20 protein-coding genes and 1 pseudogene are annotated in these 23245 nt (G+C 41.5%); 18 read left to right on the top strand and 3 right to left on the bottom strand.

Annotation, left to right across the window (positions count from 1 at the left end; all coding sequences use genetic code 11):
* Positions 1 to 176: 176 nt before the first annotated feature.
* From SPPN_RS01990 to SPPN_RS02005, 4 genes are read left to right on the top strand one after another with little or no spacing between them, the layout of a single operon-like run.
* The gene (locus SPPN_RS01990; protein ID WP_000202170.1) at positions 177 to 1184 is read left to right on the top strand and encodes a uroporphyrinogen decarboxylase family protein; all 1008 of its coding nucleotides are present in this window, start codon (positions 177 to 179) and stop codon (positions 1182 to 1184) included.
* A gap of 9 nt (positions 1185 to 1193) precedes the next feature.
* Positions 1194 to 1397, top strand: a complete 204-nt coding sequence (locus SPPN_RS01995; protein WP_000823548.1) for a hypothetical protein — start codon at positions 1194 to 1196, stop codon at positions 1395 to 1397.
* A 2-nt stretch (positions 1398 to 1399) separates the two neighbouring features.
* A complete protein-coding gene (locus SPPN_RS02000; RefSeq protein WP_000890777.1) occupies positions 1400 to 2398 on the top strand; it encodes a uroporphyrinogen decarboxylase family protein in 999 nt (332 codons plus the stop codon).
* Positions 2399 to 2409: 11 nt separating this feature from the next.
* Positions 2410 to 3288, top strand: a complete 879-nt coding sequence (locus tag SPPN_RS02005; RefSeq protein WP_000039544.1) for a transporter substrate-binding domain-containing protein — start codon at positions 2410 to 2412, stop codon at positions 3286 to 3288.
* Here SPPN_RS02005 and SPPN_RS14140 read toward each other — a convergent pair.
* Positions 3266 to 3388 (bottom strand): hypothetical protein, encoded by a 123-nt coding sequence (locus tag SPPN_RS14140; protein ID WP_272941552.1) that lies wholly within the window; start codon positions 3386 to 3388, stop codon positions 3266 to 3268. The genes SPPN_RS02005 and SPPN_RS14140 overlap by 23 nt on opposite strands.
* 77 nt (positions 3389 to 3465) lie before the next feature.
* Between SPPN_RS14140 and SPPN_RS02010 the strand changes: the two genes are divergently transcribed.
* The 3 genes from SPPN_RS02010 to SPPN_RS02020 are packed head-to-tail and all read left to right on the top strand — an operon-like array spanning position 3466 to position 5658.
* Positions 3466 to 4158: an amino acid ABC transporter permease gene (locus SPPN_RS02010; RefSeq protein WP_000255468.1), complete on the top strand. Its 693-nt coding sequence runs from the start codon at positions 3466 to 3468 to the stop codon at positions 4156 to 4158.
* 3 nt (positions 4159 to 4161) lie between these two features.
* Positions 4162 to 4884, top strand: coding sequence for an amino acid ABC transporter permease (locus SPPN_RS02015; protein WP_000362517.1), 723 nt, complete (start codon positions 4162 to 4164; stop codon positions 4882 to 4884).
* 9 nt (positions 4885 to 4893) lie between these two features.
* The gene (locus tag SPPN_RS02020; RefSeq protein ID WP_000942260.1) at positions 4894 to 5658 is read left to right on the top strand and encodes an amino acid ABC transporter ATP-binding protein; all 765 of its coding nucleotides are present in this window, start codon (positions 4894 to 4896) and stop codon (positions 5656 to 5658) included.
* Positions 5659 to 5733: 75 nt separating this feature from the next.
* Here the strand turns inward: SPPN_RS02020 and spuA are convergent, their stop codons facing one another.
* The gene (gene spuA, locus SPPN_RS02025; protein ID WP_001232747.1) at positions 5734 to 9594 is read right to left on the bottom strand and encodes an LPXTG-anchored pullulanase SpuA; all 3861 of its coding nucleotides are present in this window, start codon (positions 9592 to 9594) and stop codon (positions 5734 to 5736) included.
* A gap of 580 nt (positions 9595 to 10174) precedes the next feature.
* Between spuA and SPPN_RS02030 the strand changes: the two genes are divergently transcribed.
* Entirely contained in the window at positions 10175 to 12172 is a 1998-nt protein-coding gene (locus tag SPPN_RS02030) for a thiol-activated cytolysin family protein (protein ID WP_001071076.1), read from the top strand.
* Positions 12173 to 12437: 265 nt separating this feature from the next.
* Here the strand turns inward: SPPN_RS02030 and SPPN_RS12625 are convergent.
* Positions 12438 to 12589 (bottom strand): annotated as a pseudogene (locus SPPN_RS12625) (IS30 family transposase); the annotation flags it as partial.
* A 284-nt stretch (positions 12590 to 12873) separates the two neighbouring features.
* Here SPPN_RS12625 and rpsL point away from each other — a divergent pair.
* From rpsL to SPPN_RS13735, 10 genes are all read left to right on the top strand, one after another.
* Positions 12874 to 13287, top strand: a complete 414-nt coding sequence (gene rpsL, locus SPPN_RS02035) for a 30S ribosomal protein S12 (protein ID WP_001142332.1) — start codon at positions 12874 to 12876, stop codon at positions 13285 to 13287.
* Between the two features lie 19 nt (positions 13288 to 13306).
* The gene (rpsG, locus tag SPPN_RS02040) at positions 13307 to 13777 is read left to right on the top strand and encodes a 30S ribosomal protein S7 (RefSeq protein ID WP_000087873.1); all 471 of its coding nucleotides are present in this window, start codon (positions 13307 to 13309) and stop codon (positions 13775 to 13777) included.
* 278 nt (positions 13778 to 14055) lie between these two features.
* Entirely contained in the window at positions 14056 to 16137 is a 2082-nt protein-coding gene (gene fusA / locus SPPN_RS02045) for an elongation factor G (RefSeq protein ID WP_000090345.1), read from the top strand.
* 103 nt (positions 16138 to 16240) lie between these two features.
* Positions 16241 to 20632, top strand: a complete 4392-nt coding sequence (locus SPPN_RS02050; RefSeq protein ID WP_000071368.1) for a PolC-type DNA polymerase III — start codon at positions 16241 to 16243, stop codon at positions 20630 to 20632.
* A 96-nt stretch (positions 20633 to 20728) separates the two neighbouring features.
* Positions 20729 to 20932 (top strand): hypothetical protein, encoded by a 204-nt coding sequence (locus SPPN_RS13725; protein ID WP_237701461.1) that lies wholly within the window; start codon positions 20729 to 20731, stop codon positions 20930 to 20932.
* Positions 20898 to 21347 (top strand): hypothetical protein, encoded by a 450-nt coding sequence (locus SPPN_RS13730; RefSeq protein ID WP_237701462.1) that lies wholly within the window; start codon positions 20898 to 20900, stop codon positions 21345 to 21347. The genes SPPN_RS13725 and SPPN_RS13730 overlap by 35 nt, the downstream gene beginning before the upstream one ends.
* Positions 21337 to 21513 (top strand): hypothetical protein, encoded by a 177-nt coding sequence (locus SPPN_RS02060; RefSeq protein ID WP_000791213.1) that lies wholly within the window; start codon positions 21337 to 21339, stop codon positions 21511 to 21513. The genes SPPN_RS13730 and SPPN_RS02060 overlap by 11 nt, the downstream gene beginning before the upstream one ends.
* Before the next feature lie 21 nt (positions 21514 to 21534).
* A complete protein-coding gene (locus SPPN_RS02065; RefSeq protein WP_000243966.1) occupies positions 21535 to 22776 on the top strand; it encodes an aminopeptidase in 1242 nt (413 codons plus the stop codon).
* A gap of 9 nt (positions 22777 to 22785) precedes the next feature.
* Entirely contained in the window at positions 22786 to 23016 is a 231-nt protein-coding gene (locus SPPN_RS02070; RefSeq protein WP_000901564.1) for a GlsB/YeaQ/YmgE family stress response membrane protein, read from the top strand.
* Positions 23017 to 23036: 20 nt separating this feature from the next.
* A complete protein-coding gene (locus SPPN_RS13735) occupies positions 23037 to 23240 on the top strand; it encodes a hypothetical protein (RefSeq protein ID WP_000693083.1) in 204 nt (67 codons plus the stop codon).
* Positions 23241 to 23245: the final 5 nt, after the last annotated feature.

The following is a 23245-nucleotide window of genomic DNA, read 5'->3' on the forward strand; positions in this document are numbered from 1 at the left end:
TATTTTAAAAAGCAATAAACAGAAAAAATCTCTGAAAAGCTAGTAAAATCAAGCTTTTCAGAGATTTTTTTCTCTATTGATATAAACAATCCCAATCAAGTCGATAGTCAATATATATTGGGAAAAGGTCAAAAGGAGTGGTAAGATGGTTTCAATCCAAATGGAAGGAGAGAAGTATGACAAGTAAAAGAGAGCTAGTTTTTAGAGCTATTCGAGGAGAAGAGGTGGAACGGGTTCCTGTTGGCTTTTGGTTTCATTTTGTAATACTGGAGGAAAAAGGACAAGGTTTAAATAATCCACGTATCTTTCAAAAAAGTGTAGAGGGACATCGGAAGTACGTTGAAAGAATCCATCCTGATTTTGTCAAAATGATGAGTGACGGATTTTTCATTTATCCAAGTAATGTCTACAGTCCTAAGGTTACAAGTCTTCAGGAGTTAGCTTCTATTGAGTCGATTGGTGAAAACCATCCTTGGATTCAGCAACAAGTAGAAGTGGTAGAGGCTATTCGAGCAACCTTCACTGAGGACATTGCATCATTTTACAATATTTTTTCTCCGATCTCCTATTTGAAAAGGTGGTTTCGTACAGAGACTTCTAGAGGTGATAAGGAGGTTTCAGATCTTTTTCTTGAAAATCCAGAGCTATTCAGGGATGTTTTAGACGTGATAGCTGAGGATATCGCTATCCTAACTAAAAAAATCATTCAGGATGGTGGAGCAGATGGAATCTATCTCAGTACACAAGAAATTCAGGATGAGCGCATCACAGCAGAATTGTATCAGACCTATATTGAGCCAAGTAACATAAAGGTTTTAGAAGCTGCCAATCAGGTAGGTGGGGTAAATATCCTGCATATCTGCGGTTTCCAAGGTGCCAGTAACAATGTGACTATTTTTAAAGATTATCCAGCCCAGGTTTTCAACTGGGCAACCCACCATGAAGCAGTCAGTTTACCTCAAGGTCAGGAGCTATTTCATGGCAAAGCGGTCTTGGGTGGTTTTGAAAATGGGAAGCAGAGCCTGCTTTACGGAGGTAGAAAGGCTGCACTACAAGAGGAAACTAAACGATTGTTGGCTGAAGCTGGGACTAGAGGAGTCCTTCTTGGAGCGGATTGCACGGTTCCAGATGACTTTGAATTAGAAAGATTGGACTGGATTCGTCAGGCTGCTATGTTAGAATAGGAGAGCCTTATGAAAAGAAAAAAGTGGCTATTGGTAGGGACGGCCCTCGGCTTTGTCATCTTACTTGCGATCAGTCTTACAAAGGGACTTGCTTGTAAGGAAGGGCCAAGATGTCATGGGATTCAGGATTTTCAGAAGAGAAGTCTTCCCTTTATTCAAACCAATGATATTGCCAGTGTTTTATTAGTTGAAAAAGAAAGAAATGGAGAATAGAGATGTTAGAAAAAAGAGAATGGGTTTTAAAAGCATTTAGAGGAGAAGTGGTTGACCGTGTACCTGTAGGTTTTTGGCACCACTTTACATCAGAAGAGGAATGGTTAAAGGGATTTTCCAATCCTGTGATTATTGAAAAGAACATACAAGGTCACAAACGTTTTATCCGTGACCTACATCCAGACTTTATCAAGTTGATGAGTGATGGCTATTTTGCTTATCCAAATCCAGTTATTGCCAAAGGGAAGTCACTCCAAGAGCTGTCGGAGATTCAACCTCTGGGTAAAGATCATCCGTGGATTAGAGAGCAGGTAGAATTAGTGAAGAAGATTAAGCAGGAGTTTACGGAAGATATTGTTGCTATTTACAATATTTTTGCGCCTGTGACCTACCTCAAATGGTTACTTGGAGAAGTGTCTGGTGGAGATGATCTCATTGCAGACTTCTTAGTTCAAGATTCTCAGAAATTGAAAAAAGTACTTGATGTGATTGCGCAAGATATCGCTAGCTTGAGTCAAGCTATTATTAAAGATGCAGGAGTAGATGGTATTTATCTCAGTGTGCAAAGTATTCAGGATGCGCGTGTTTCTGCTGAAGCCTATCAGGAGATTATTGAGCCGAGTGAACTGACTGTTTTAAATGCGGCTAAGTCGGTTGGTGGGGTAAATATCCTTCATATCTGTGGCTATGAAGGAGCCCGAAACGATATTCATATCTTTGCAGACTATCCAGCTCATGTTTTTAACTGGGCAGTTGGTCCAGAAGGGATTAGTCTAAAAGAAGGTCGTGAGATTTTCAAGGGTCGTGCTGTTCTGGGAGGATTTGAAAACGGTAAAGATGGCCTTCTCTATCGAGGCAGTAAGGAAGAAATTCAGGCTGAAACCAAACGATTGGTAGAAGAAACAGGGAAAGATGGCCTCATACTTGGAGCAGATTGTACCATTCCAAACGATATTGCAGTGGAGCGTATCCAGTGGGTGAGAGAAGCAGTAGCTAAATAAAGGAGAAGAATATGAGTAAGAAAACATGGATTGTTGGTGGAGTTGCGGTTGTGGCAGTGCTTGGAGCAACGATTATTGGTAGGACTTTGTCGGGAGCATCTGCTAAAGGTGCAGATGCAGCTTCGTCTGGACAAGTAACAACTTTAAAAGTTGCCCATACTCAAAACTATGTCCCTTATGATTTTATTGACGAAAAAGGGGAATCAGATGGTTATGAAGTCGCTGTTTTAAAGGCGGTTGATGAGAAATTAGCAGATTATAAATTTGAGTATACTGGAACTAGTGATGATGATCTCTTGATTGGACTTGAGTCTGGCAAGTACGATATTGGAACTAAAGGTGCTTGGTATACAGATGAACGGGCTAAGAAATTCATTATTCCATCTGAGCCAGTAGGAGCCAGCATTATTGGTTTTACTGTCAGAAAAGGAGATGAAGCTAAATATAAGAATATTGATGATTTCGCCAAAAATAAAGGAAAATTAGTACCCATCTCTCCTCAAAATGCCCAGTGGAATGTGATTAATAGCTATAATGACAAGTACAAGGATACACCAATTGAGTTGACAGCTGCTGAATCTTTCAAGGTGGCAGATGCTTATGCTTGGGTTTTAGAAGGACGTTATGATGCTTTCTTTGACATCAAGTTGTCTTTTGAAAAAGCGGTGACAACAGAGGATGGCTCTTACCACCAATATGCGGACAAACTTAGCTGGTTCCCTTATAAAGGAATTCCAACCTATCCCTTGATTCACCGTGATGAAAAGGGTGAGAAGTTTGCTAAAGAGTATGAAAAAGCGATTAAAGAATTAAAAGAAGACAGTACTCTAGCTAAACTTTCTCAAAAATACTTTAAAGAAGATGTCTTTAGCTACGTTGATAAAGATTAGATGAGCAATCAGGCATGTTATGCTCTTCGAAAATCTCTTCAAACCGCATCAACGTCGCCTTGCCGTAGGTATGGTTACTGATTTTGTCAGTTCTATCCACAACCTCAAAACACTGTTTTGAGCAACCTGCGGCTAGTTTGCTTTTTGATTTTCATTGAGTATTAGAAAGAGGTTTATATGGTTTCATATGATTTTTCAAGAGTGTTCCAATTTTTACCAACCTTATGGCAGGCTCTTCCTATGACCTTGTCCATTCTCTTTTTTACTACAGTCCTCGGTTCCCTTTTCGGTGGCTTACTGGCTTGGGCTCAAGTGGGAGAAGACAAGACTTTTGCAGGTCTTTCTAAGGGCTATATTTTCACTCTTCGCTGTACTCCCCCTATTGTTTTACTATTCCTTGTCTTTTATGGTTTACCTGAATTTTTAAAATGGTGGCTGAATTTAGATATCAACAACTGGTCTACGACGGTCTTCGTCTTATTCACCATGGTCTTGCTATTTGCGGCTATCATTGCAGAAGTATTTAAGGCGTCCTATCAGGCAATTCCCAAAGGTCAGATGGAAGCTGGAGTCAGTATTGGTTTGACCCCTAGTCAGACATTTTGGAGAATCATTTTTCCTCAGGCTTTTCAAGTGGCTCTTCCAAATATGACGACCGCTATTCTAAATTTGATGCGGGACGCTGCCCTAGCCTATACGATTGGTTTTGTGGATGTCATGGGAGCTGGGAATCTCTTAATCAGTCGCAATTTGGGGAATTACTCTCTTGAAACCTATACAGCGGTTGCCATTCTTTATTGGGGTGTAGCCTTGGCTGTTTCCTTCTTGAGTCGCTTGTTAGAAAAATCTTTGGAAACGAAAGGGAGATAGGATATGGATTTAGACTATATTGCGAAAACTTTTTTAGAGACCTTAAAAGGGGTGCCAACCACCTTAATCATTATGATTGTAGCCATGGTCTTAAGTTTTGGACCAGCCTTGTTTTTAGCTCTGGGACAAATATATAAAGTCAAAGGTGTTAGAACTTTCTCTCTCGTGTATCTAGCTTTTATAAGAGCAACACCTCCGATTTTGCTGATTCTTTTCTTTTATAGTTTGTTTCCGAGTTTGCTCAATCAATTTCTCAAAAGCATAGGGAGTGATGTTGATATCTTTAAACTCAATCCGATCTATTATGCTTTTATTATCTATAGTTTGATGACAACAGGTAGTTTATCAGAAATCTTACGTTCGGCTATTTTGACTGTGGATAAGGGACAATTAGAAGCTGCACAAGCGATTGGTTTAACCACTAGTCAGGCTTATGTGAGGATTGTTTTTCCACAGGCCTTGCAATCAGCCTTGCCCAATCTGGCTAATCTAGTCATAAATATTGTAAAAGGAACCTCTTTGGTCTTTGTGATGACCATTAAGGATATTACAGCCATTGCCCGTGTTGAAGCGTCTTATGGTTATCAGTATTTTGAATCCTATTTTGTGATCTTTTTACAGTACATTCTTATTTGCGGATTGATTCAATGGGGCTTTTCAATCTTAGAGAAACGCTATATTCAAAGAAGAAAGGGACAAGTAGTGCCCAGTACAGGTTTAGCATAGGAGGAGACAATGTTACAAGTAGAACATGTTGCAAAAAAATTTGGAGACAGACAAGTCCTGGGAGATGTTAATCTCAAGGTCAACCAAGGGGATGTGGTTGTAATATTGGGGCCATCTGGATCAGGTAAAACGACTTTTCTCAGATGTCTCAATCATTTAGAAAAAGCCGATAGTGGCTCTTTGAAGCTTGCTGATAAAGAATACGACCTTGGAAAATTGACTAAAAAAGATATTTTAGAAATTCGCAAGAAGATTGCTTTCGTTTTTCAACATTATAATTTATTTGCTAATAAAACGGCCTTGGAAAATATTTTGGAGGGCTTGATTATTGCTCGGAAAATTCCTAAGGAAGAAGCAACAAAACGTGCGGAAGCTGCCTTAGAAAAAGTTGGTTTACTAGCTTATAAAGCTTACTATCCCTCTCAGCTTTCTGGAGGCCAGCAACAACGAATCGGTATTGCGCGTGCCATTGCTGTGAAACCAGAGGTCATTTTATTAGATGAGCCAACATCGGCCTTGGATCCAGAGTTGGTAGGGGATGTTTTAGATGTTTTAAAACAGTTAGCTAAAGAAGGAGTTACTATGGTAGTAGTGACTCATGAGATGGGTTTTGCTAGAGATGTAGCCAATCATGTTATTTTTATGGACGGTGGGAAAATTGTTGAAGAAAATAATGCCCATGATTTCTTTAGTCGTCCAAAAGAAGAACGAACCAAGCAATTTTTGGCACGAATACTCTCGGATGCGACCTATAGTGTAGAATATATGATTTGATAGATAGGCTTATCAGGGCAAAAATCAATCCCCCGAGCGTTAAGGCTTGGGGGATAGTTCTATAGGAGGGCTAGTTTAGTTCTCTTTTTTATTTTTTAGTAAGAAACCGAGACCAAGGAGCGTAAGGAGGCTGATTCCTGCAAATAGGAGTTTGTTTTCGTTTTTGATTCCTGTATTTGGAAGTTCAGCTTGTTTATCTGGGGTTGCAGGTATATTTTCCTTGCTAGAGCTTTCTACCGATTCGTTTCGAACCGCTTCTTTTACAGATGATGCTTGTGCTTCTTGTGCTGGTTGTTCAGCTTGTGAATCAGTTGTAGCTTGGCTAGGTTTATTTTCCGCATCAGCTACTTTTGCATCCGGTTTAGTAGAATCAGGTCTAGCTTGTGGAGCTGGATCTTGATGTGCAGGGTGAGAAGCTTCATTTTGATGTTCAGGCTTGGAAGGGGTTGAGTCTGGTTTCTCTTCTGCAGTTGACTCATGGCTAGTTCCATTTTGAGAGACTCGAAGAACAGTAGCTGTGAGGGCATTCAATTTCAAGCCTTTTTCAGTCCACTCAAGTCCTTTCGGGTTGGTAATTCCTACTGGTCCTGCTTGGTTCTCATCTGCCAAAACTTCAGCATTTCTGAGGTGGGCGAAGGCAGTTCCCAAATTAAATTCGCGAGCTTTTTCATCCGCATTGACAAAGACTGCGTAGATATCACCGTTTGGAGCAGTAATTTGGTAGCCAATTACTACGTCCTCTTTTTCCACGCCATTTTGACCTGGGACAGTGATGAGGTGGACACGGTCTTTAATATCTTGGAGACTCTTAAGTCGGAAGGCATCTGTAGATTGACGAAGGGCAATCAACCCTTTCATATAGTCACGGCTCTTGACATTTTCAGGATATGCTTTTCCATCTGTAGCCTTAGTCCAGTCAAACTTGTTAACTGCGTCGCTAGAATCGTAAGAATCATGGATGAAGTAAGGATAGTCAAATGGGTTGCCGTCCTTATCACGCAACAAGTGAGATTTGTTTGGTTGTTTGTCCTCTGCTACTGGAGTCTTGTAGGCTGGATCACGGAATTGTTTGGTACGTCCGTATTCCTGACCAGAGTGGATAAATGGAGTTCCTTGAGCTGTCAAGACCATGAGATTTCCAAGTCGCAAACGACGGTGGATTTCAGCATAGTTCTCAGCCTTGCTTGGGTCTTTTTTAATAGACTGAGCGATGATGTCAAAGAGGGTCAAGTTATCATGGGCTGCGATGTATTGGATGACATCTCCAGGACTGTCTGCTTCAAAGTTGGTTGGTTGAGCAATGAGATTTTTGAAGACAGTGTTGACATCACGCTTGCCACCTGTGATAAAGGCAGGTTGACCTTCGTTTGGATAACCAGATTTGAGGTTGTTACGGATGTCATCTGAAAAGACAGCGACAGTATCGGTATGTTTCATCCAATCTTGGTCAGCAGCTTTAGTAGGCATATTTTCATCACCAGCATAGGTTCTCCAACCTTCACCAAGCATGATTAGGTTTGGATTGAGGGCGCGTGCAGCCTTGTAAGCCTCTTCGATAGAAGCGGCGTCATGGTCTCCCATCATATCGAAACGGAAGCCATCCACTTTGTAGGTATCAACTAGATATTTGATAGAGTCAACTAGGATCCGTTTGCTCATATGGTGGGTTGTCCCCAAGCGTCCACCACCAAAGCTAGTTCGAGGTGTCCCATCAGCATCCATAAAGTGGTAGTAGTTTGGTTCTAAATCTTCAAAGAGATCGACTTTGGCTGTATGGTTATAAACTACGTCTAGGATAGCTCCCATGCCACGTTTGTGGATCTCATTGATGAGGTTTTTAAATTCTGCGATTCGTTTTTCTGGATTCTTAGGATCGCTTGAGTACATACCAGTCAATGAGAAGTAGTTTTGAGGGTCATATCCCCAGTTGTAGTTGCTGTTGCTTGAAGCATAGTCAGACAAGCGTTCATGGTTTTTCAATTCATTGACAAAGTAGTAAGACAAGACTGGAAGGAGCTGGATGTGGGTCACACCTAAGTCTTTGAGGTAGTCTAGTTTTTCAATAAAGGCTTCAAATGTACCAAATGGTTTGGTTAAGTCTTTTGCAATGGCAGGATCTGAAGTGAAGTCACGCACATGAGCTTCGTAGATAACGGCATCTTCACGAGTCTTGAAGTTGTGAATCTTACCATAAGTCAAGTCTTGAGGTCCTAGTTTGGCTGGATCTACAAAGGCAGCTTTAGCTACTTTATGGGCATCGTCAATCTTGGCATCGTCACTATTCCAAGCAGCGAGGGATTTAGCGTAAGGATCGAGTGCAAGAACAGTTTTCCCTTGACGCTCGATTTGGTATTGATAATAGTATCCAGTGAAATCTTTGATGCCTAATTTGTTTGTGCTATCTAGAGTTTGTTTCCAAGTTCCTCTTTCCCCTTTTTCAAGAGCGACAGTTCCAACTACTTTTTCAGGGTCATTCTTGTCGTAGACAACAACAGAAACCTTGTCAGCACTTGGTGACCAAAGGGTTAAATCAACTTGTTTTCCTTCTTCTTTGAGATCAGCTCCAAGTTTACCATCATAGCTGTAAGCCTCATCTTTCAGGCGCCAGCTTGTTTTGGTAGTGAATTGGCCGGAATTGTAGCTAACAGTATATGGGTGTTTTGTGTCAGAGAAATCTCCGCTGTAGGTCACTTTTTTACCAGCTTCATCTATTGCAACATCGGTGATAGCTACTTTATTTCCTAGGTGATTAGTGATGTTGGAGTGTTTGAGGATATCCTCTTTTTTAGCACCGGCAAGTGTTGAAAAACTACTTTCAATGCTAGAAGTTCCTACGTGTTGGGCACCTGTCATACGGATATCATGGACATAGTATGGATTTGTGTAAATTGATTCGTCATCGTCTTTTAGGAAAATTTGGCTATGATTTTTCAAATCTGTGAATTTATAATCTTCTTTACGGATTTTCACGTCGTCTCCTTGTTTGCTCTCATCTAGTAATAAAAATCCAAATTCTCTTGCGGCTTCATTAAGAGGAATGTCGATATAGCGGCCATATTTGCCTGTAGCCGTAAAGTCTGTTCCGTCAGGCCATTGAGCGCTACTTGGATTTTTCACATCTCCCCAGTACCAGAGAGATTTCTTGTCATAGTTGCCATCTGTGCGGTAGTAGTTGACGCGAACAGTTCCTGCAGGCTGTGGCTCGTAAGAGAAAACCTTGTAATCTTGGTCTAACCAAGCCTCGTTCATTTTTGGAACTAGTTTTTCTATAGATTTATCGCCGGTTAGATTTTTTCCAGCTGTATTGTTGATGAGGAAGCTAATTTTCTTGGCTTCTTCTCCCTTTAATTTGACATCTAGGTAATAGCCGTAGTCATCTTTTTTGGCATCCTTGAAGGACAAGGCTCCGTTTGGCCAATTTTCAGATGGTTTTTCAACATCGTCCCAAGTCCATAGTCCTTGAGCATCCTTGTTTTTTTCAGGAAGTTTTTTGACATGGATACGGAAGTAGTTATCTTCGATGGGCTCTTCTGCCTTAGTTTCAGTCGTTACTGGACTAGTGGAAGTAGTTGTCTCACTTGAACGATCTTGTCCAGTTTGTGGTGCTGGATCGGCTGGGCTTGCAACAGGAGTGGTCGCCTCTGTTGCAGGTTTTTCTTCTTTCTCTAGGGAAGCGCTTGCATTATTAGGTGAAGAAAAATCGCTTTCTTTCTTACCAGTGCTAGTTGCTGTATCAGTAAGAGGCTGGGCAAGGGCAGTAGTAGTTTCACTATTATTTGCGTTAGTGGTTGGTGTACTTTCGTCTGCTGAGATAGTTGGTGTAGCCATGGCAAGCAAGACAAGGCTTGCGCCGATAAGGACAGAACCAGTTCCATTTTTGAGGGAACGGATGCTGTAGACCATTTTTTTCTCAGTTTGAGCTGGTGTTTTTCTCATGATGATTCTCCAATCAATAAATTTCTATACCAGTATAGCATGTAGTAAAACAATATGCAAGCGTTTTCTTTGGTTTGTCAAAGAAATTCTTACTTTTGAGAAGTTTTCCGTATTATTTTATATATCAGTATAAATAATGGAAATAATACTCAATGAAAATCAAAGAGCAAACTAGGAAACTAGCCGCAGGCTGTACTTGAGTACGGCAAGGCGACGTTGACGTGGTTTGAAGAGATTTTCGAAGAGTATAAAAATGTCACATAAGACAAGACGTATTATTAGGAAGATGATGTGTTCCCAGCTATTTTTATTCAGAAATTGATCTCTAATATTTCTTTTAAAAAGTTCATCTAGCGAAACTATAAATAGGAAGAGAAAAAGCTAGCGCTTCTCAAGTTTTATCTAGTTTCCAAACTATAGTATTTACTGGAAATCTAAAGAAAATATCAGAAAAATTCAGCAAACGTTTTCTTCTTATTTTCTTGACTTTTTTGCTGATTTGTGCTTGACTTTTACTTGAAATTTGATAAACTATAGACAAATAGGAAAACGTATTCATTTAAAAACGGAGGAATAAGGAATGAATCAAGAAAAACGTTTGCATCGCTTTGTCAAAAAGTGTGGACTCGGTGTGTGTAGTGCTGTTGTTGCGGCCTTTTTATTGAACGCTCAGGGAGTAGCTTTGGCTACAGAGCAAGGGAATCGTCCAGTTGAGACAGAAAACATCGCTCGTGGAAAACAAGCTAGTCAAAGTTCTACTGCTTATGGAGGAGCTGCTACACGAGCAGTGGATGGTAATGTTGATAGTGACTATGGGCACCATTCTGTAACGCATACAAACTTTGAAGACAATGCTTGGTGGCAAGTTGATCTTGGAAAAACAGAGAATGTTGGAAAAGTTAAACTTTACAATCGTGGAGATGGGGCTGTAGCTAATCGTCTTTCCAATTTTGATGTTGTTTTGTTAAATGAAGCAAAACAAGAAGTTGCTCGTCAACACTTTGATAGTTTGAACGGGAAGGCAGAACTTGAAGTTTTCTTCACAGCCAAAGACGCTCGTTATGTAAAAGTGGAGTTGAAAACTAAAAATACCCCATTGAGCTTGGCAGAAGTGGAAGTATTCCGTTCAGCAACAACTCAAGTTGGACAGGATAGAACTGCACCAGTAGTAGATCAAACATCAGCATTGAAAGACTACCTTTTTGGCTTAACTTATAATCCTTTGGATATTTTAACTCGCAAGGGAGAGACCTTAGAAAATCGCTACAACACAAGTGCTAAGGAACAAAATGGAGAGTTTGTCGTTGTAGAAAAAATCAAGAAAACCCTCTCTACAGGCACAGCAGATGTTTCCATCAATGGAAATCAAAATGTCTTCCTAGGTGGCTTGTATAAGGCAAACCAAAATCTACTAGAAAATCAGCCAGAATTGATTAGTCTTGCCCGTGCAAAGGGGACAGTCAGCGTCGATTTACCTGGTATGATTCATTCTGAAAATCAAATCGAAGCAAATCCTACAACTAGTGGTATGCAAGAAGCAATGAATACCTTGGTTGAAAAATGGACAAAGAACTATTCATCTAGCCATTCCGTTCCTGCCCGTGTTCAGTATGAATCAACTACAGCCTATAGCATGAACCAATTGAAAGCAAAATTTGGTGCAGACTTTGAAAAAGCAGGCGCACCGCTCAAGATTGACTTTGAGGCTGTGCAAAAGGGTGAAAAGCAAATTGAAGTTGTAAACTTTAAACAAATCTACTATACAGCGACATTTGATGCACCGACCAATCCAGCAGCTGTATTTGACAAGAGTGTGACACCTGAAGATTTAAAACAAAGAGGTGTTGATTCACAAACTCCACCTGTATATGTATCAAACGTTTCTTACGGACGTCAAATCTATGTTAAGTTTGAGTCAACAAGTAAGTCTACTGAATTAAAAGCAGCTATCAATGCGGTTATCAAAGGCGCAACAATTGCTCCAAATTCTGAATGGAGCCGTCTATTGAAGAATACTTCTGTAACAGCGGTAATTGTAGGAGGTAATGCTAGCGGTGCTGCCAAAGTTGTCACAGGAACAGTCGAAAACTTGAAGGAACTCATCAGAGAAGGAGCTGACTTTAGCGCTCAAAGTCCAGCTGTGCCAATCTCATATAAGACTGCCTTCCTAAAAGATAATGCCCAAGCAACTTTACAAAATAGTACAGACTATATCGAAACGAAGGTTACTTCTTATAAAAATGGCTTCTTGAAACTTCATCATAAGGGTGCTTATGTTGCGCGTTACTACATCTATTGGGATGAAATTACATATGATGAACAAGGAAATCCAGAAATTCGTTCACGTCAATGGGAAGATAACGGAAAAAACAGAACTTCAGGCTTCCAAACAGAGATTCAATTTAAAGGAAATGTCCGTAATCTTCGTATCAAGGTTCAAGAAAAGACGGGTCTTGTATGGGAACCATGGCGTACAGTTTACAACCGCACAGACTTACCACTAGTACAACAGCGTACAATTACACATTGGGGAACAACTCTAAACCCTAAAGTTGATGAAAAAATTGTGAATGAGTAACGATTTGATTTACTTGATTCGATAGTAAACAGTGAAGAGGAGGAACTTCGATTTCTCCTCTTTTATGATTGACTTTTGAGAGAATGAAAAGATGAAAATGGGAACTTCTATAGCAGATTGAAACTAGAATAGTACGTTGTTGCTATTAAAACATTTCTAGAAATTAAGTTGACTTTCCCAATAGATTTGTTCATGTCTTATTTCAATTCAATATAAAACTAACTTTCAGTTTTCCACAACCTAGCTTTTAGTATGAGAAAAACGCGTTGTTACAGACATAAGGAGCTTTTTGAGAAGTGGGCAATCCGTGCAATCAGATTTGACGGATGTTGGATGCATGATGCGATTGCGCTTAATTTTCTTTGAAATCGTTGACGGACCTATTCCCATATTCTCAACGATGGAACGGAAAGTTTCACACTTAATTCTAGCATAATTCGTCCTCTGAGACTAACTTCCGGTTTTGGGAGAGAGGTGGAAGTTACTTTGAGAAGTTAGCCAGAGCTAAAATTAACAATAAAAAAGAAAAATATCTTGACAACCAATGGAAAATTTTGTTACAATAATAGACGGTACTTTTTACTTTTGGTCTCTCAAGAGTGTACAGGGACGTGCTGACAAATGTTGCAAAAGTACACACAGATGATAGCTGTCACCAAGTGTATCATCACCAAAAATAAAAAAAACACAGGAGAATGTAGATGCCTACAATTAACCAATTGGTTCGCAAACCGCGTAAATCAAAAGTAGAAAAATCTAAATCACCAGCTTTGAACGTTGGTTACAACAGTCATAAAAAAGTTCAAACAAACGTTTCTTCACCACAAAAACGTGGTGTTGCAACTCGTGTTGGAACAATGACACCTAAAAAACCTAACTCAGCCCTTCGTAAATTCGCTCGTGTACGTTTGAGCAACCTTATCGAAGTTACTGCCTACATCCCAGGTATCGGACACAACTTGCAAGAGCACAGCGTGGTTCTTCTTCGTGGTGGACGTGTAAAAGACCTTCCAGGGGTACGTTACCATATCGTCCGTGGTGCACTTGATACTGCAGGTGTTAACGATCGTAAACAAGGCCGTTCTAAATACGGTACTAAACGTCCAAAAGCATAAGGAAAGGGGATAAAGAGAAATGAGTCGTAAAAATAGAGCTCCAAAACGTGACGTATTGCCAGATCCGCTTTACAATTCACAACTAGTTACTCGTCTTATCAACCGCGTTATGCTTGATGGTAAACGTGGTACAGCTGCTTCAATCGTTTACGGTGCTTTTGAGCAAATCAAAGAAGCTACTGGCAACGATGCACTTGAAGTATTTGAAACAGCTATGGAAAACATCATGCCTGTACTTGAAGTACGTGCACGTCGTGTTGGTGGTTCTAACTACCAAGTCCCAGTTGAGGTTCGTCCAGAACGTCGTACAACACTTGGACTTCGTTGGTTGGTAACAATTGCTCGTCTTCGTGGTGAACACACAATGCAAGACCGTCTTGCAAAAGAAATCTTGGATGCTGCTAACAACACTGGTGCAGCTGTTAAGAAACGTGAAGACACTCACCGTATGGCTGAAGCTAACCGTGCATTCGCACACTTCCGTTGGTAAGATTAAGATACTAAGGGCGTTAAAAAAGCGACTGAAAATTAGGAAGCTTGACGAAGAATCGAAGATTCTAGGAGAGCTTATCTATTTTCCGAGCTTTTAGCCCGGGTTCAAATTAGCTAAATCGATTAGTATTAGCTATAACTCAACTTACCAGCTCGTAAGTCGAAACCAACAATAGCATGAAAACATTGAGAACGGGTAGGTCCTGCCTATCCGTTTTTATTAAAATCGTGTTATAATAGAATAGAAATCAAAAATAAATAGGAGAAACAAACCTCATGGCACGCGAATTTTCACTTGAAAAAACTCGTAATATCGGTATCATGGCTCACGTCGATGCCGGTAAAACAACAACTACTGAGCGTATTCTTTACTACACTGGTAAAATCCACAAAATCGGTGAAACTCACGAAGGTGCGTCACAAATGGACTGGATGGAGCAAGAGCAAGAACGTGGTATCACTATCACATCTGCTGCAACAACAGCTCAATGGAACAACCACCGCGTAAACATCATCGACACACCAGGACACGTGGACTTCACAATCGAAGTACAACGTTCTCTTCGTGTATTGGATGGTGCGGTTACCGTTCTTGACTCACAATCAGGTGTTGAGCCTCAAACTGAAACAGTTTGGCGTCAAGCAACTGAGTATGGAGTTCCACGTATCGTATTTGCCAACAAAATGGACAAAATCGGTGCTGACTTCCTTTACTCTGTAAGCACACTTCACGATCGTCTTCAAGCAAATGCCCACCCAATCCAATTGCCAATCGGTTCTGAAGATGACTTCCGTGGTATCATCGACTTGATTAAGATGAAAGCTGAAATCTATACGAACGACCTTGGTACAGATATCCTTGAAGAAGACATCCCAGCTGAATACCTTGACCAAGCTCAAGAATACCGTGAAAAATTGATTGAAGCAGTTGCTGAAACTGACGAAGAATTGATGATGAAATACCTTGAAGGTGAAGAAATCACTAACGAAGAATTGAAAGCTGGTATCCGTAAAGCGACTATCAACGTTGAATTCTTCCCAGTATTGTGTGGTTCTGCCTTCAAAAACAAAGGTGTTCAATTGATGCTTGATGCGGTTATTGACTACCTTCCAAGCCCACTTGACATCCCAGCGATCAAAGGTATTAACCCAGATACAGACGCTGAAGAAACTCGTCCAGCATCTGACGAAGAGCCATTTGCAGCTCTTGCCTTCAAGATCATGACTGACCCATTCGTAGGTCGTTTGACATTCTTCCGTGTTTACTCAGGTGTGCTTCAATCAGGTTCTTACGTATTGAACACTTCTAAAGGTAAACGTGAACGTATCGGACGTATCCTTCAAATGCACGCTAACAGCCGTCAAGAAATCGACACTGTTTACTCAGGTGATATTGCTGCTGCCGTTGGTTTGAAAGATACTACAACTGGTGACTCATTGACAGATGAAAAAGCTAAAATCATCCTTGAGTCAATCAACGTTCCAGAACCAGTTATCCAATTGATGGTTGAGCCAAAATCTAAAGCTGACCAAGACAAGATGGGTATCGCCCTTCAAAAATTGGCTGAAGAAGATCCAACATTCCGCGTTGAAACAAACGTTGAAACTGGTGAAACAGTTATCTCTGGTATGGGTGAGCTTCACCTTGACGTCCTTGTTGACCGTATGCGTCGTGAGTTCAAAGTTGAAGCGAACGTAGGTGCTCCTCAAGTATCTTACCGTGAAACATTCCGCGCTTCTACTCAAGCACGTGGATTCTTCAAACGTCAGTCTGGTGGTAAAGGTCAATTTGGTGATGTATGGATTGAATTTACTCCAAACGAAGAAGGTAAAGGATTCGAATTCGAAAACGCAATCGTCGGTGGTGTGGTTCCTCGTGAATTTATCCCAGCGGTTGAAAAAGGTTTGGTAGAATCTATGGCTAACGGTGTTCTTGCAGGTTACCCAATGGTTGACGTTAAAGCTAAACTTTACGATGGTTCATACCACGATGTCGACTCATCTGAAACTGCCTTCAAGATCGCGGCTTCACTTGCTCTTAAAGAAGCTGCTAAATCAGCACAACCAGCTATCCTTGAGCCAATGATGCTTGTAACAATCACTGTTCCAGAAGAAAACCTTGGTGATGTTATGGGTCACGTAACTGCTCGTCGTGGACGTGTAGATGGTATGGAAGCACATGGTAACAGCCAAATCGTTCGTGCTTACGTTCCACTTGCTGAAATGTTCGGTTACGCAACAGTTCTTCGTTCTGCATCTCAAGGACGTGGTACATTCATGATGGTATTTGACCACTACGAAGATGTGCCTAAGTCAGTACAAGAAGAAATCATTAAGAAAAACAAAGGTGAAGACTAATCAGTCCTCGCTATAGAAGGAAGTCACTTAGTGGCTTCCTTTTGTCTTTAGAAAATACCTCTAAATATGGTAAAATAGTAGGAGAATAATGTGAGGAAAATGAATGTCAAACAGTTTTGAAATTTTAATGAATCAATTGGGGATACCTACTGAAATGAGACAGGCTCCTGCTTTAGCACAGGCCGATATTGAGCGAGTTGTGGTTCATAAAATTAGTAAGGTATGGGAGTTTCATTTCATATTTTCTAATATTTTACCGATTGAAATCTTTTTAGAATTAAAGAAAGGTTTGAGCGAAGAATTTTCTAAGACAGGCAATAAAGCTGTTTTCGAGATCAAGGCTCTCTCTCAAGAATTTTCAAACCAACTTTTACAAGCCTATTATAGAGAGGCTTTTTCTGAGGAGCCATGTGCTAGTCAAGGATTTAAATCTCTTTATCAAAATCTGCAAGTTCGTGCTGAAGGCAATCAACTATTTATTGAGGGCTCTGAGGCTATTGATAAGGAATATTTTAAGAAGAATCATCTTCCTAATTTAGCTAAACAACTTGAAAAGTTTGGTTTTCCAACTTTTAATTGTCAAGTCGAGAAGAATGATGTGCTGACCCAAGAGCAGGAAGAGGCCTTTCATGCTAAAAATGAGCAGATTGTTCAAGTGGCCAATGAGGAAGCGCTCCGTGCTATGGAACAACTGGAACAGATGGCACCTCCTCCAGCGGAAGAGAAACCAGTCTTTGATTTTCAGGCCAAAAAAGCTGCAGCTAAACCCAAGCTAGATAAGGCGGAGATTACTCCTATGATCGAAGTGACGACGGAGGAAAATCGTCTGGTCTTTGAAGGGGTTGTTTTTGATGTGGAGCAAAAAGTGACCAGAACAGGGCGTGTTTTGATCAACTTTAAAATGACGGACTACACTTCAAGTTTTTCTATGCAAAAGTGGGTCAAGAATGAGGAAGAGGCCCAGAAGTTTGATCTCATTAAGAAAAATTCTTGGCTTAGAGTTCGTGGGAATGTGGAGATGAATAATTTCACACGCGATTTGACTATGAACGTGCAGGATGTGCAGGAAGTTGTTCACTATGAGCGGAAGGATTTGATGCCAGAAGGTGAGCGTCGGGTTGAGTTTCATGCTCATACTAACATGTCGACTATGGATGCTTTGCCAGAGGTAGAAGAAATCGTTGCGACAGCTGCTAAGTGGGGACACAAGGCGGTTGCCATCACGGATCATGGAAATGTCCAGTCCTTCCCACATGGCTATAAGGCGGCTAAGAAAGCGGGAATCCAGCTGATCTATGGTATGGAAGCCAATATCGTTGAGGACCGTGTCCCTATCGTCTACAACGAAGTGGAGATGGATTTATCAGAAGCAACCTATGTGGTCTTTGACGTGGAAACGACGGGTCTATCAGCCATCTACAATGACTTGATTCAGGTTGCGGCTTCTAAGATGTACAAGGGGAATGTCATTGCTGAATTTGATGAATTTATCAATCCTGGGCATCCTTTGTCAGCTTTTACTACTGAGTTGACTGGAATTACAGATGACCATGTCAAAAATGCCAAACCACTAGAACAAGTTTTGCAAGAATTCCAAGAATTCTGCAAGGATACGGTCCTAGTTGCCCACAATGCGACCTTTGACGTTGGATTTATGAATGCCAACTATGAGCGTCATGGTCTTCCAAGGATTAGTCAGCCAGTTATTGATACGCTGGAGTTTGCTAGAAACCTCTATCCTGAGTATAAACGTCATGGTTTGGGACCTTTGACCAAGCGTTTTGGTGTGGCCTTAGAACATCACCACATGGCCAACTACGATGCGGAAGCTACAGGTCGCCTGCTTTTCATCTTTATCAAAGAGGTGGCAGAAAAACATGGTGTGACCGATCTAGCTAGACTCAACATTGATTTGATTAGTCCAGATTCTTACAAAAAAGCTCGAATCAAGCATGCGACTATTTATGTCAAGAATCAGATAGGTCTAAAAAATATCTTTAAACTGGTTTCTCTGTCTAATACCAAGTACTTTGAAGGGGTGCCACGAATTCCGAGAACAGTTCTAGATGCCCATCGAGAAGGTTTGATTTTAGGCTCAGCTTGCTCTGAAGGTGAAGTTTTTGATGCAGTCGTTTCCCAAGGTGTGGATGCGGCGGTTGAGGTGGCCAAGTATTATGACTTTATCGAGGTTATGCCACCAGCTATCTATGCGCCATTGATTGCTAAGGAGCAGGTCAAGGATATGGAGGAACTCCAGACCATTATCAAGAGTTTGATAGAAGTTGGAGACCGTCTTGGTAAGCCCGTTCTAGCTACGGGAAATGTCCATTATATCGAACCGGAAGAAGAGATTTACCGTGAAATTATCGTCCGTAGCTTGGGACAGGGGGCTATGATTAACCGAACTATCGGGCATGGAGAACATGCCCAATCAGCACCACTTCCAAAGGCTCATTTTAGAACGACAAATGAAATGTTGGATGAATTTGCCTTCTTGGGAGAGGAATTAGCTCGTAAACTGGTTATTGAAAATCCCAATGCCTTGGCAGAAATCTTTGAACCTGTTGAAGTTGTTAAGGGGGATTTGTACACGCCTTTCATCGACAAGGCGGAAGAAACGGTCGCTGAATTGACCTATAAGAAAGCTTTTGAGATTTATGGAAATCCGCTGCCAGATATTGTCGATTTGCGGATTGAAAAAGAACTGACTTCCATTCTGGGGAATGGATTTGCTGTGATTTATCTGGCTTCCCAGATGCTGGTACAACGTTCTAATGAACGGGGTTACTTGGTTGGTTCTCGTGGGTCTGTCGGATCTAGTTTTGTTGCGACTATGATTGGGATTACAGAGGTCAATCCTCTCTCTCCTCACTATGTCTGTGGTCAGTGTCAGTACAGTGAGTTTATCACCGATGGTTCGTACGGTTCAGGATTTGATATGCCCAATAAGGACTGTCCAAAATGTGGTAACAAACTCAGCAAAAATGGGCAAGATATTCCTTTCGAGACCTTCCTTGGTTTTGATGGGGACAAGGTTCCCGATATTGACTTGAACTTCTCGGGAGAAGATCAACCTAGCGCCCACTTGGATGTACGCGATATTTTTGGTGAGGAATATGCCTTCCGTGCAGGAACGGTTGGTACGGTGGCTGCCAAGACTGCCTATGGTTTTGTCAAGGGTTACGAGCGGGACTATGGCAAGTTTTATCGTGATGCAGAGGTAGAACGCCTCGCTCAAGGTGCTGCTGGTGTCAAGCGGACAACAGGACAACACCCGGGGGGAATCGTTGTTATTCCGAACTACATGGATGTCTATGATTTCACGCCTGTTCAGTATCCAGCGGATGACGTGACGGCTGAATGGCAGACGACTCACTTTAACTTCCACGATATTGATGAGAACGTCCTTAAACTTGATGTACTGGGACATGATGATCCGACCATGATTCGAAAACTCCAGGACTTGTCTGGGATCGATCCTAATGAAATCCCTATGGATGATGAAGGCGTGATGGCCCTCTTTTCAGGGACAGATGTGCTAGGGGTAACTCCTGAACAAATCGGAACACCGACGGGTATGCTGGGAATTCCAGAGTTTGGAACCAACTTTGTACGTGGGATGGTAGATGAGACGCATCCGACGACTTTTGCAGAGCTGCTTCAGCTCTCAGGTCTGTCCCATGGTACCGATGTGTGGTTGGGAAATGCTCAGGATCTGATTAAGCAAGGAATTGCGGACCTATCAACCGTTATCGGTTGTCGGGACGACATCATGGTTTACCTCATGCATGCCGGTCTCGAACCTAAGATGGCCTTTACCATTATGGAACGGGTACGTAAGGGCTTGTGGCTCAAGATTTCCGAAGAGGAGCGAAATGGCTACATTGAAGCCATGAAGGCCAATAAGGTGCCAGAGTGGTATATCGAGTCCTGTGGGAAAATTAAGTACATGTTCCCTAAAGCCCATGCGGCAGCCTACGTTATGATGGCCTTGCGTGTAGCTTACTTCAAGGTTCATCATCCCATTTATTATTACTGTGCTTACTTCTCAATCCGTGCTAAAGCCTTTGATATTAAGACTATGGGTGCGGGCTTGGATGCCATCAAACGCAGAATGGAAGAAATCTCTGAAAAACGGAAGAACAATGAGGCCTCTAATGTGGAGATTGACCTCTATACAACTCTTGAGATTGTCAATGAAATGTGGGAACGTGGTTTCAAGTTTGGCAAACTCGATCTCTATCGTAGTCAGGCGACAGAGTTCCTTATCGATGGGGATACCCTCATTCCGCCATTTGTAGCAATGGATGGTCTGGGAGAGAACGTTGCTAAGCAGTTGGTGCGAGCGCGTGAAGAGGGAGAATTCCTCTCTAAAACAGAACTACGCAAGCGTGGAGGGCTCTCATCAACCTTGGTTGAAAAGATGGATGAGATGGGGATTCTCGGCAATATGCCAGAGGATAACCAGTTGAGTTTGTTTGATGAGTTGTTTTAATAGTTTGAAATGTCTTGTGTAGGTTTGAGGTTGTATCATGATGGAAAAGAAAAAAGAGCAACACCCTGGAAACCAGGGAAAGTTATTTCCATAAGTTTGCGAAATGGCGTTTACGTATTAGCACAAATGGTGCGTGATCCCTATCTGGTATTTTTCAACCATTTTAACGAGGAAAATAATTGGAAGGGAGTGACCTTGAAAGAGGAGGATATCCTCTTTTGTAAGGCTGTTACTCGCCAGTTTCTACGCTATAGTCCTGTAGCGATTGTCAAAGAAGTTACCCCCCCTGTTAAATTATGAACTGCCTAAAGAATGGATTTATAGCCATATTGGAGGGCATCCTATTACTGTTTCGGTAAAGGGAAGGGAGCGCCAACTTGTTGGTTTTGGTAGACGTTGTTCTTTGGTCCTGGCGGATAAAGACAGTGGACTACCAGAAGATAATCCACTTATGGGACTCTTCCAAACCTATATCATATCAGATATCAAAGAACAGGATTGGGATCGGGTAGGTCAGGCTGAACTTATGTCTATTGAAGTATTTCCAACACTCAACGAACGTCTCTATCTTTGCTTTCTTTATGGAAAAAATATAAATTCAGAACAAGATATCTTTTTAGAAAAGCCTCTACCTGATGACTATGAAACCTATATAGATATCCTCACAAATAGTACAGAGGCACGACGCCTCTACCTAGGGGAGCATGAAGAATAAGAAAGGACATTTCATAAAACTAAGAATTTTTGCGGAAGACAAGCCAGCTGAGAAAGTATTTGAATATCAATTAGAACTTGCTGATCAGACAATTCTTCTATCAACAGCACTTTTGTCAGGTGTCATTGCTTTAGCAGGATTATTCTCTGCTGTGAAAGAAAAATAAAAATAGAAAAGAGAAAACAGAATGGTTTTACCAAATTTTAAAGAAAATCTAGAAAAATATGCGAAATTGTTGGTTGCGAACGGAATTAACGTGCAACCTGGTCACACTTTGACTCTCTCTATTGATGTGGAGCAACGTGAATTGGCTCACTTAATCGTCAAAGAAGCTTATGCCTTGGGTGCGCATGAGGTTATCGTTCAGTGGACAGATGATGTCATTAACCGTGAGAAATTCCTCCATGCCCCGATGGAGCGTTTGGACAATGTGCCAGAATACAAGATTGCTGAAATGAACTATCTCTTGGAGAACAAGGCTAGCCGTCTTGGAGTTCGTTCATCTGATCCAGGTGCCTTGAACGGAGTGGATGCTGACAAGCTTTCAGCTTCTGCTAAAGCTATGGGACTTGCCATGAAGCCTATGCGTATCGCAACTCAATCTAACAAGGTTAGCTGGACTGTAGCAGCTGCAGCAGGACTTGAGTGGGCTAAGAAAGTCTTTCCAAATGCTGCGAGCGATGAAGAAGCAGTCGATCTCCTTTGGGACCAAATCTTTAAAACTTGCCGTGTCTATGAAGAAGATCCTGTTAAGGCTTGGGAAAATCATGCAGCTATCCTTAAGAGCAAGGCTGATATGCTTAATAAAGAACAATTTTCAGCCCTTCACTACACAGCGCCAGGGACTGATTTGACCCTTGGTTTGCCGAAGAACCACGTTTGGGAATCAGCTGGTGCTATCAATGCACAGGGCGAAGGTTTCTTGCCAAATATGCCGACAGAAGAAGTCTTTACAGCTCCAGACTTCCGTCGTGCAGATGGTTATGTAACCTCTACAAAACCGCTTAGTTATAACGGAAACATTATTGAAGGTATTAAGGTGACCTTTAAGGATGGAGAAATCATAGATATTACTGCTGAGAAGGGTGATCAGGTTATGAAGGATCTTGTCTTTGAAAATGCGGGTGCGCGTGCCTTGGGTGAATGTGCCTTGGTACCAGATCCAAGCCCAATTTCTCAGTCAGGTATTACCTTCTTTAACACTCTTTTCGATGAAAATGCGTCAAATCACTTGGCTATCGGTGCAGCCTATGCGACTAGCGTCGTTGGTGGAGCGGAGATGAGCGAAGAGGAGCTTGAAGCTGCAGGGCTTAACCGTTCAGATGTTCACGTAGACTTTATGATTGGTTCTAACCAAATGGATATCGATGGTATTCGTGAGGATGGAACGCGAGTACCTCTTTTCCGTAATGGGAATTGGGCAAATTAAGGAGATAATATGTTAGGAAGTATGTTCGTTGGTCTCCTAGTGGAATTTTTAGCAGGTACTCTGACCAATCGTGGAGAGCGAATGGGATGTTTTGGAAAAATGTTTCTCGGTTGGATCGGAGCCTTTCTAGGTCACTTGCTCTTTGGAACTTGGGGGCCAGTTTTATCAGGAACAGCTATTATCCCAGCTGTTTTAGGTTCCATGATTGTCTTAGCAATTTTCTGGAGACGAGGAAGTTAATTTCTTAAATCTGATACTCAATGAAAATCAAAGAGCAAACTAGGAAACTAGCCGCAGGTTGCTCAAAGCACTGTTTTGAGGTTGTAGATAGAACTGACGAAGTCAGCTCAAAACACTGTTTTGAGGTTGCAGATAGAACTGACGAAGTCAGCTCAAAACACTGTTTTGAGGTTGCAGATAGAACTGACGAAGTCAGTAACATATATACGGCAAGGCGACGTTGACGCGG

It is taken from the genome of Streptococcus pseudopneumoniae IS7493, from assembly GCF_000221985.1.
GTDB lineage: Bacteria > Bacillota > Bacilli > Lactobacillales > Streptococcaceae > Streptococcus > Streptococcus pseudopneumoniae.

Excerpts from the sequence above, each read along its gene's own strand:
- SPPN_RS01990 (WP_000202170.1), top strand. The coding sequence starts at position 177 with ATGACAAGTAAAAGAGAGCTAGTTTTTAGAGCTATTCGAGGAGAAGAG.
- SPPN_RS01995 (WP_000823548.1), top strand. The coding sequence starts at position 1,194 with ATGAAAAGAAAAAAGTGGCTATTGGTAGGGACGGCCCTCGGCTTTGTC.
- SPPN_RS02000 (WP_000890777.1), top strand. The coding sequence starts at position 1,400 with ATGTTAGAAAAAAGAGAATGGGTTTTAAAAGCATTTAGAGGAGAAGTG.
- SPPN_RS02005 (WP_000039544.1), top strand. The coding sequence starts at position 2,410 with ATGAGTAAGAAAACATGGATTGTTGGTGGAGTTGCGGTTGTGGCAGTG.
- SPPN_RS02010 (WP_000255468.1), top strand. The coding sequence starts at position 3,466 with ATGGTTTCATATGATTTTTCAAGAGTGTTCCAATTTTTACCAACCTTA.
- SPPN_RS02015 (WP_000362517.1), top strand. The coding sequence starts at position 4,162 with ATGGATTTAGACTATATTGCGAAAACTTTTTTAGAGACCTTAAAAGGG.
- SPPN_RS02020 (WP_000942260.1), top strand. The coding sequence starts at position 4,894 with ATGTTACAAGTAGAACATGTTGCAAAAAAATTTGGAGACAGACAAGTC.
- spuA (WP_001232747.1), bottom strand. The coding sequence starts at position 9,594 with ATGAGAAAAACACCAGCTCAAACTGAGAAAAAAATGGTCTACAGCATC.
- SPPN_RS02030 (WP_001071076.1), top strand. The coding sequence starts at position 10,175 with ATGAATCAAGAAAAACGTTTGCATCGCTTTGTCAAAAAGTGTGGACTC.
- rpsL (WP_001142332.1), top strand. The coding sequence starts at position 12,874 with ATGCCTACAATTAACCAATTGGTTCGCAAACCGCGTAAATCAAAAGTA.
- rpsG (WP_000087873.1), top strand. The coding sequence starts at position 13,307 with ATGAGTCGTAAAAATAGAGCTCCAAAACGTGACGTATTGCCAGATCCG.
- fusA (WP_000090345.1), top strand. The coding sequence starts at position 14,056 with ATGGCACGCGAATTTTCACTTGAAAAAACTCGTAATATCGGTATCATG.
- SPPN_RS02050 (WP_000071368.1), top strand. The coding sequence starts at position 16,241 with ATGTCAAACAGTTTTGAAATTTTAATGAATCAATTGGGGATACCTACT.
- SPPN_RS02060 (WP_000791213.1), top strand. The coding sequence starts at position 21,337 with ATGAAGAATAAGAAAGGACATTTCATAAAACTAAGAATTTTTGCGGAA.
- SPPN_RS02065 (WP_000243966.1), top strand. The coding sequence starts at position 21,535 with ATGGTTTTACCAAATTTTAAAGAAAATCTAGAAAAATATGCGAAATTG.
- SPPN_RS02070 (WP_000901564.1), top strand. The coding sequence starts at position 22,786 with ATGTTAGGAAGTATGTTCGTTGGTCTCCTAGTGGAATTTTTAGCAGGT.
- SPPN_RS13735 (WP_000693083.1), top strand. The coding sequence starts at position 23,037 with ATGAAAATCAAAGAGCAAACTAGGAAACTAGCCGCAGGTTGCTCAAAG.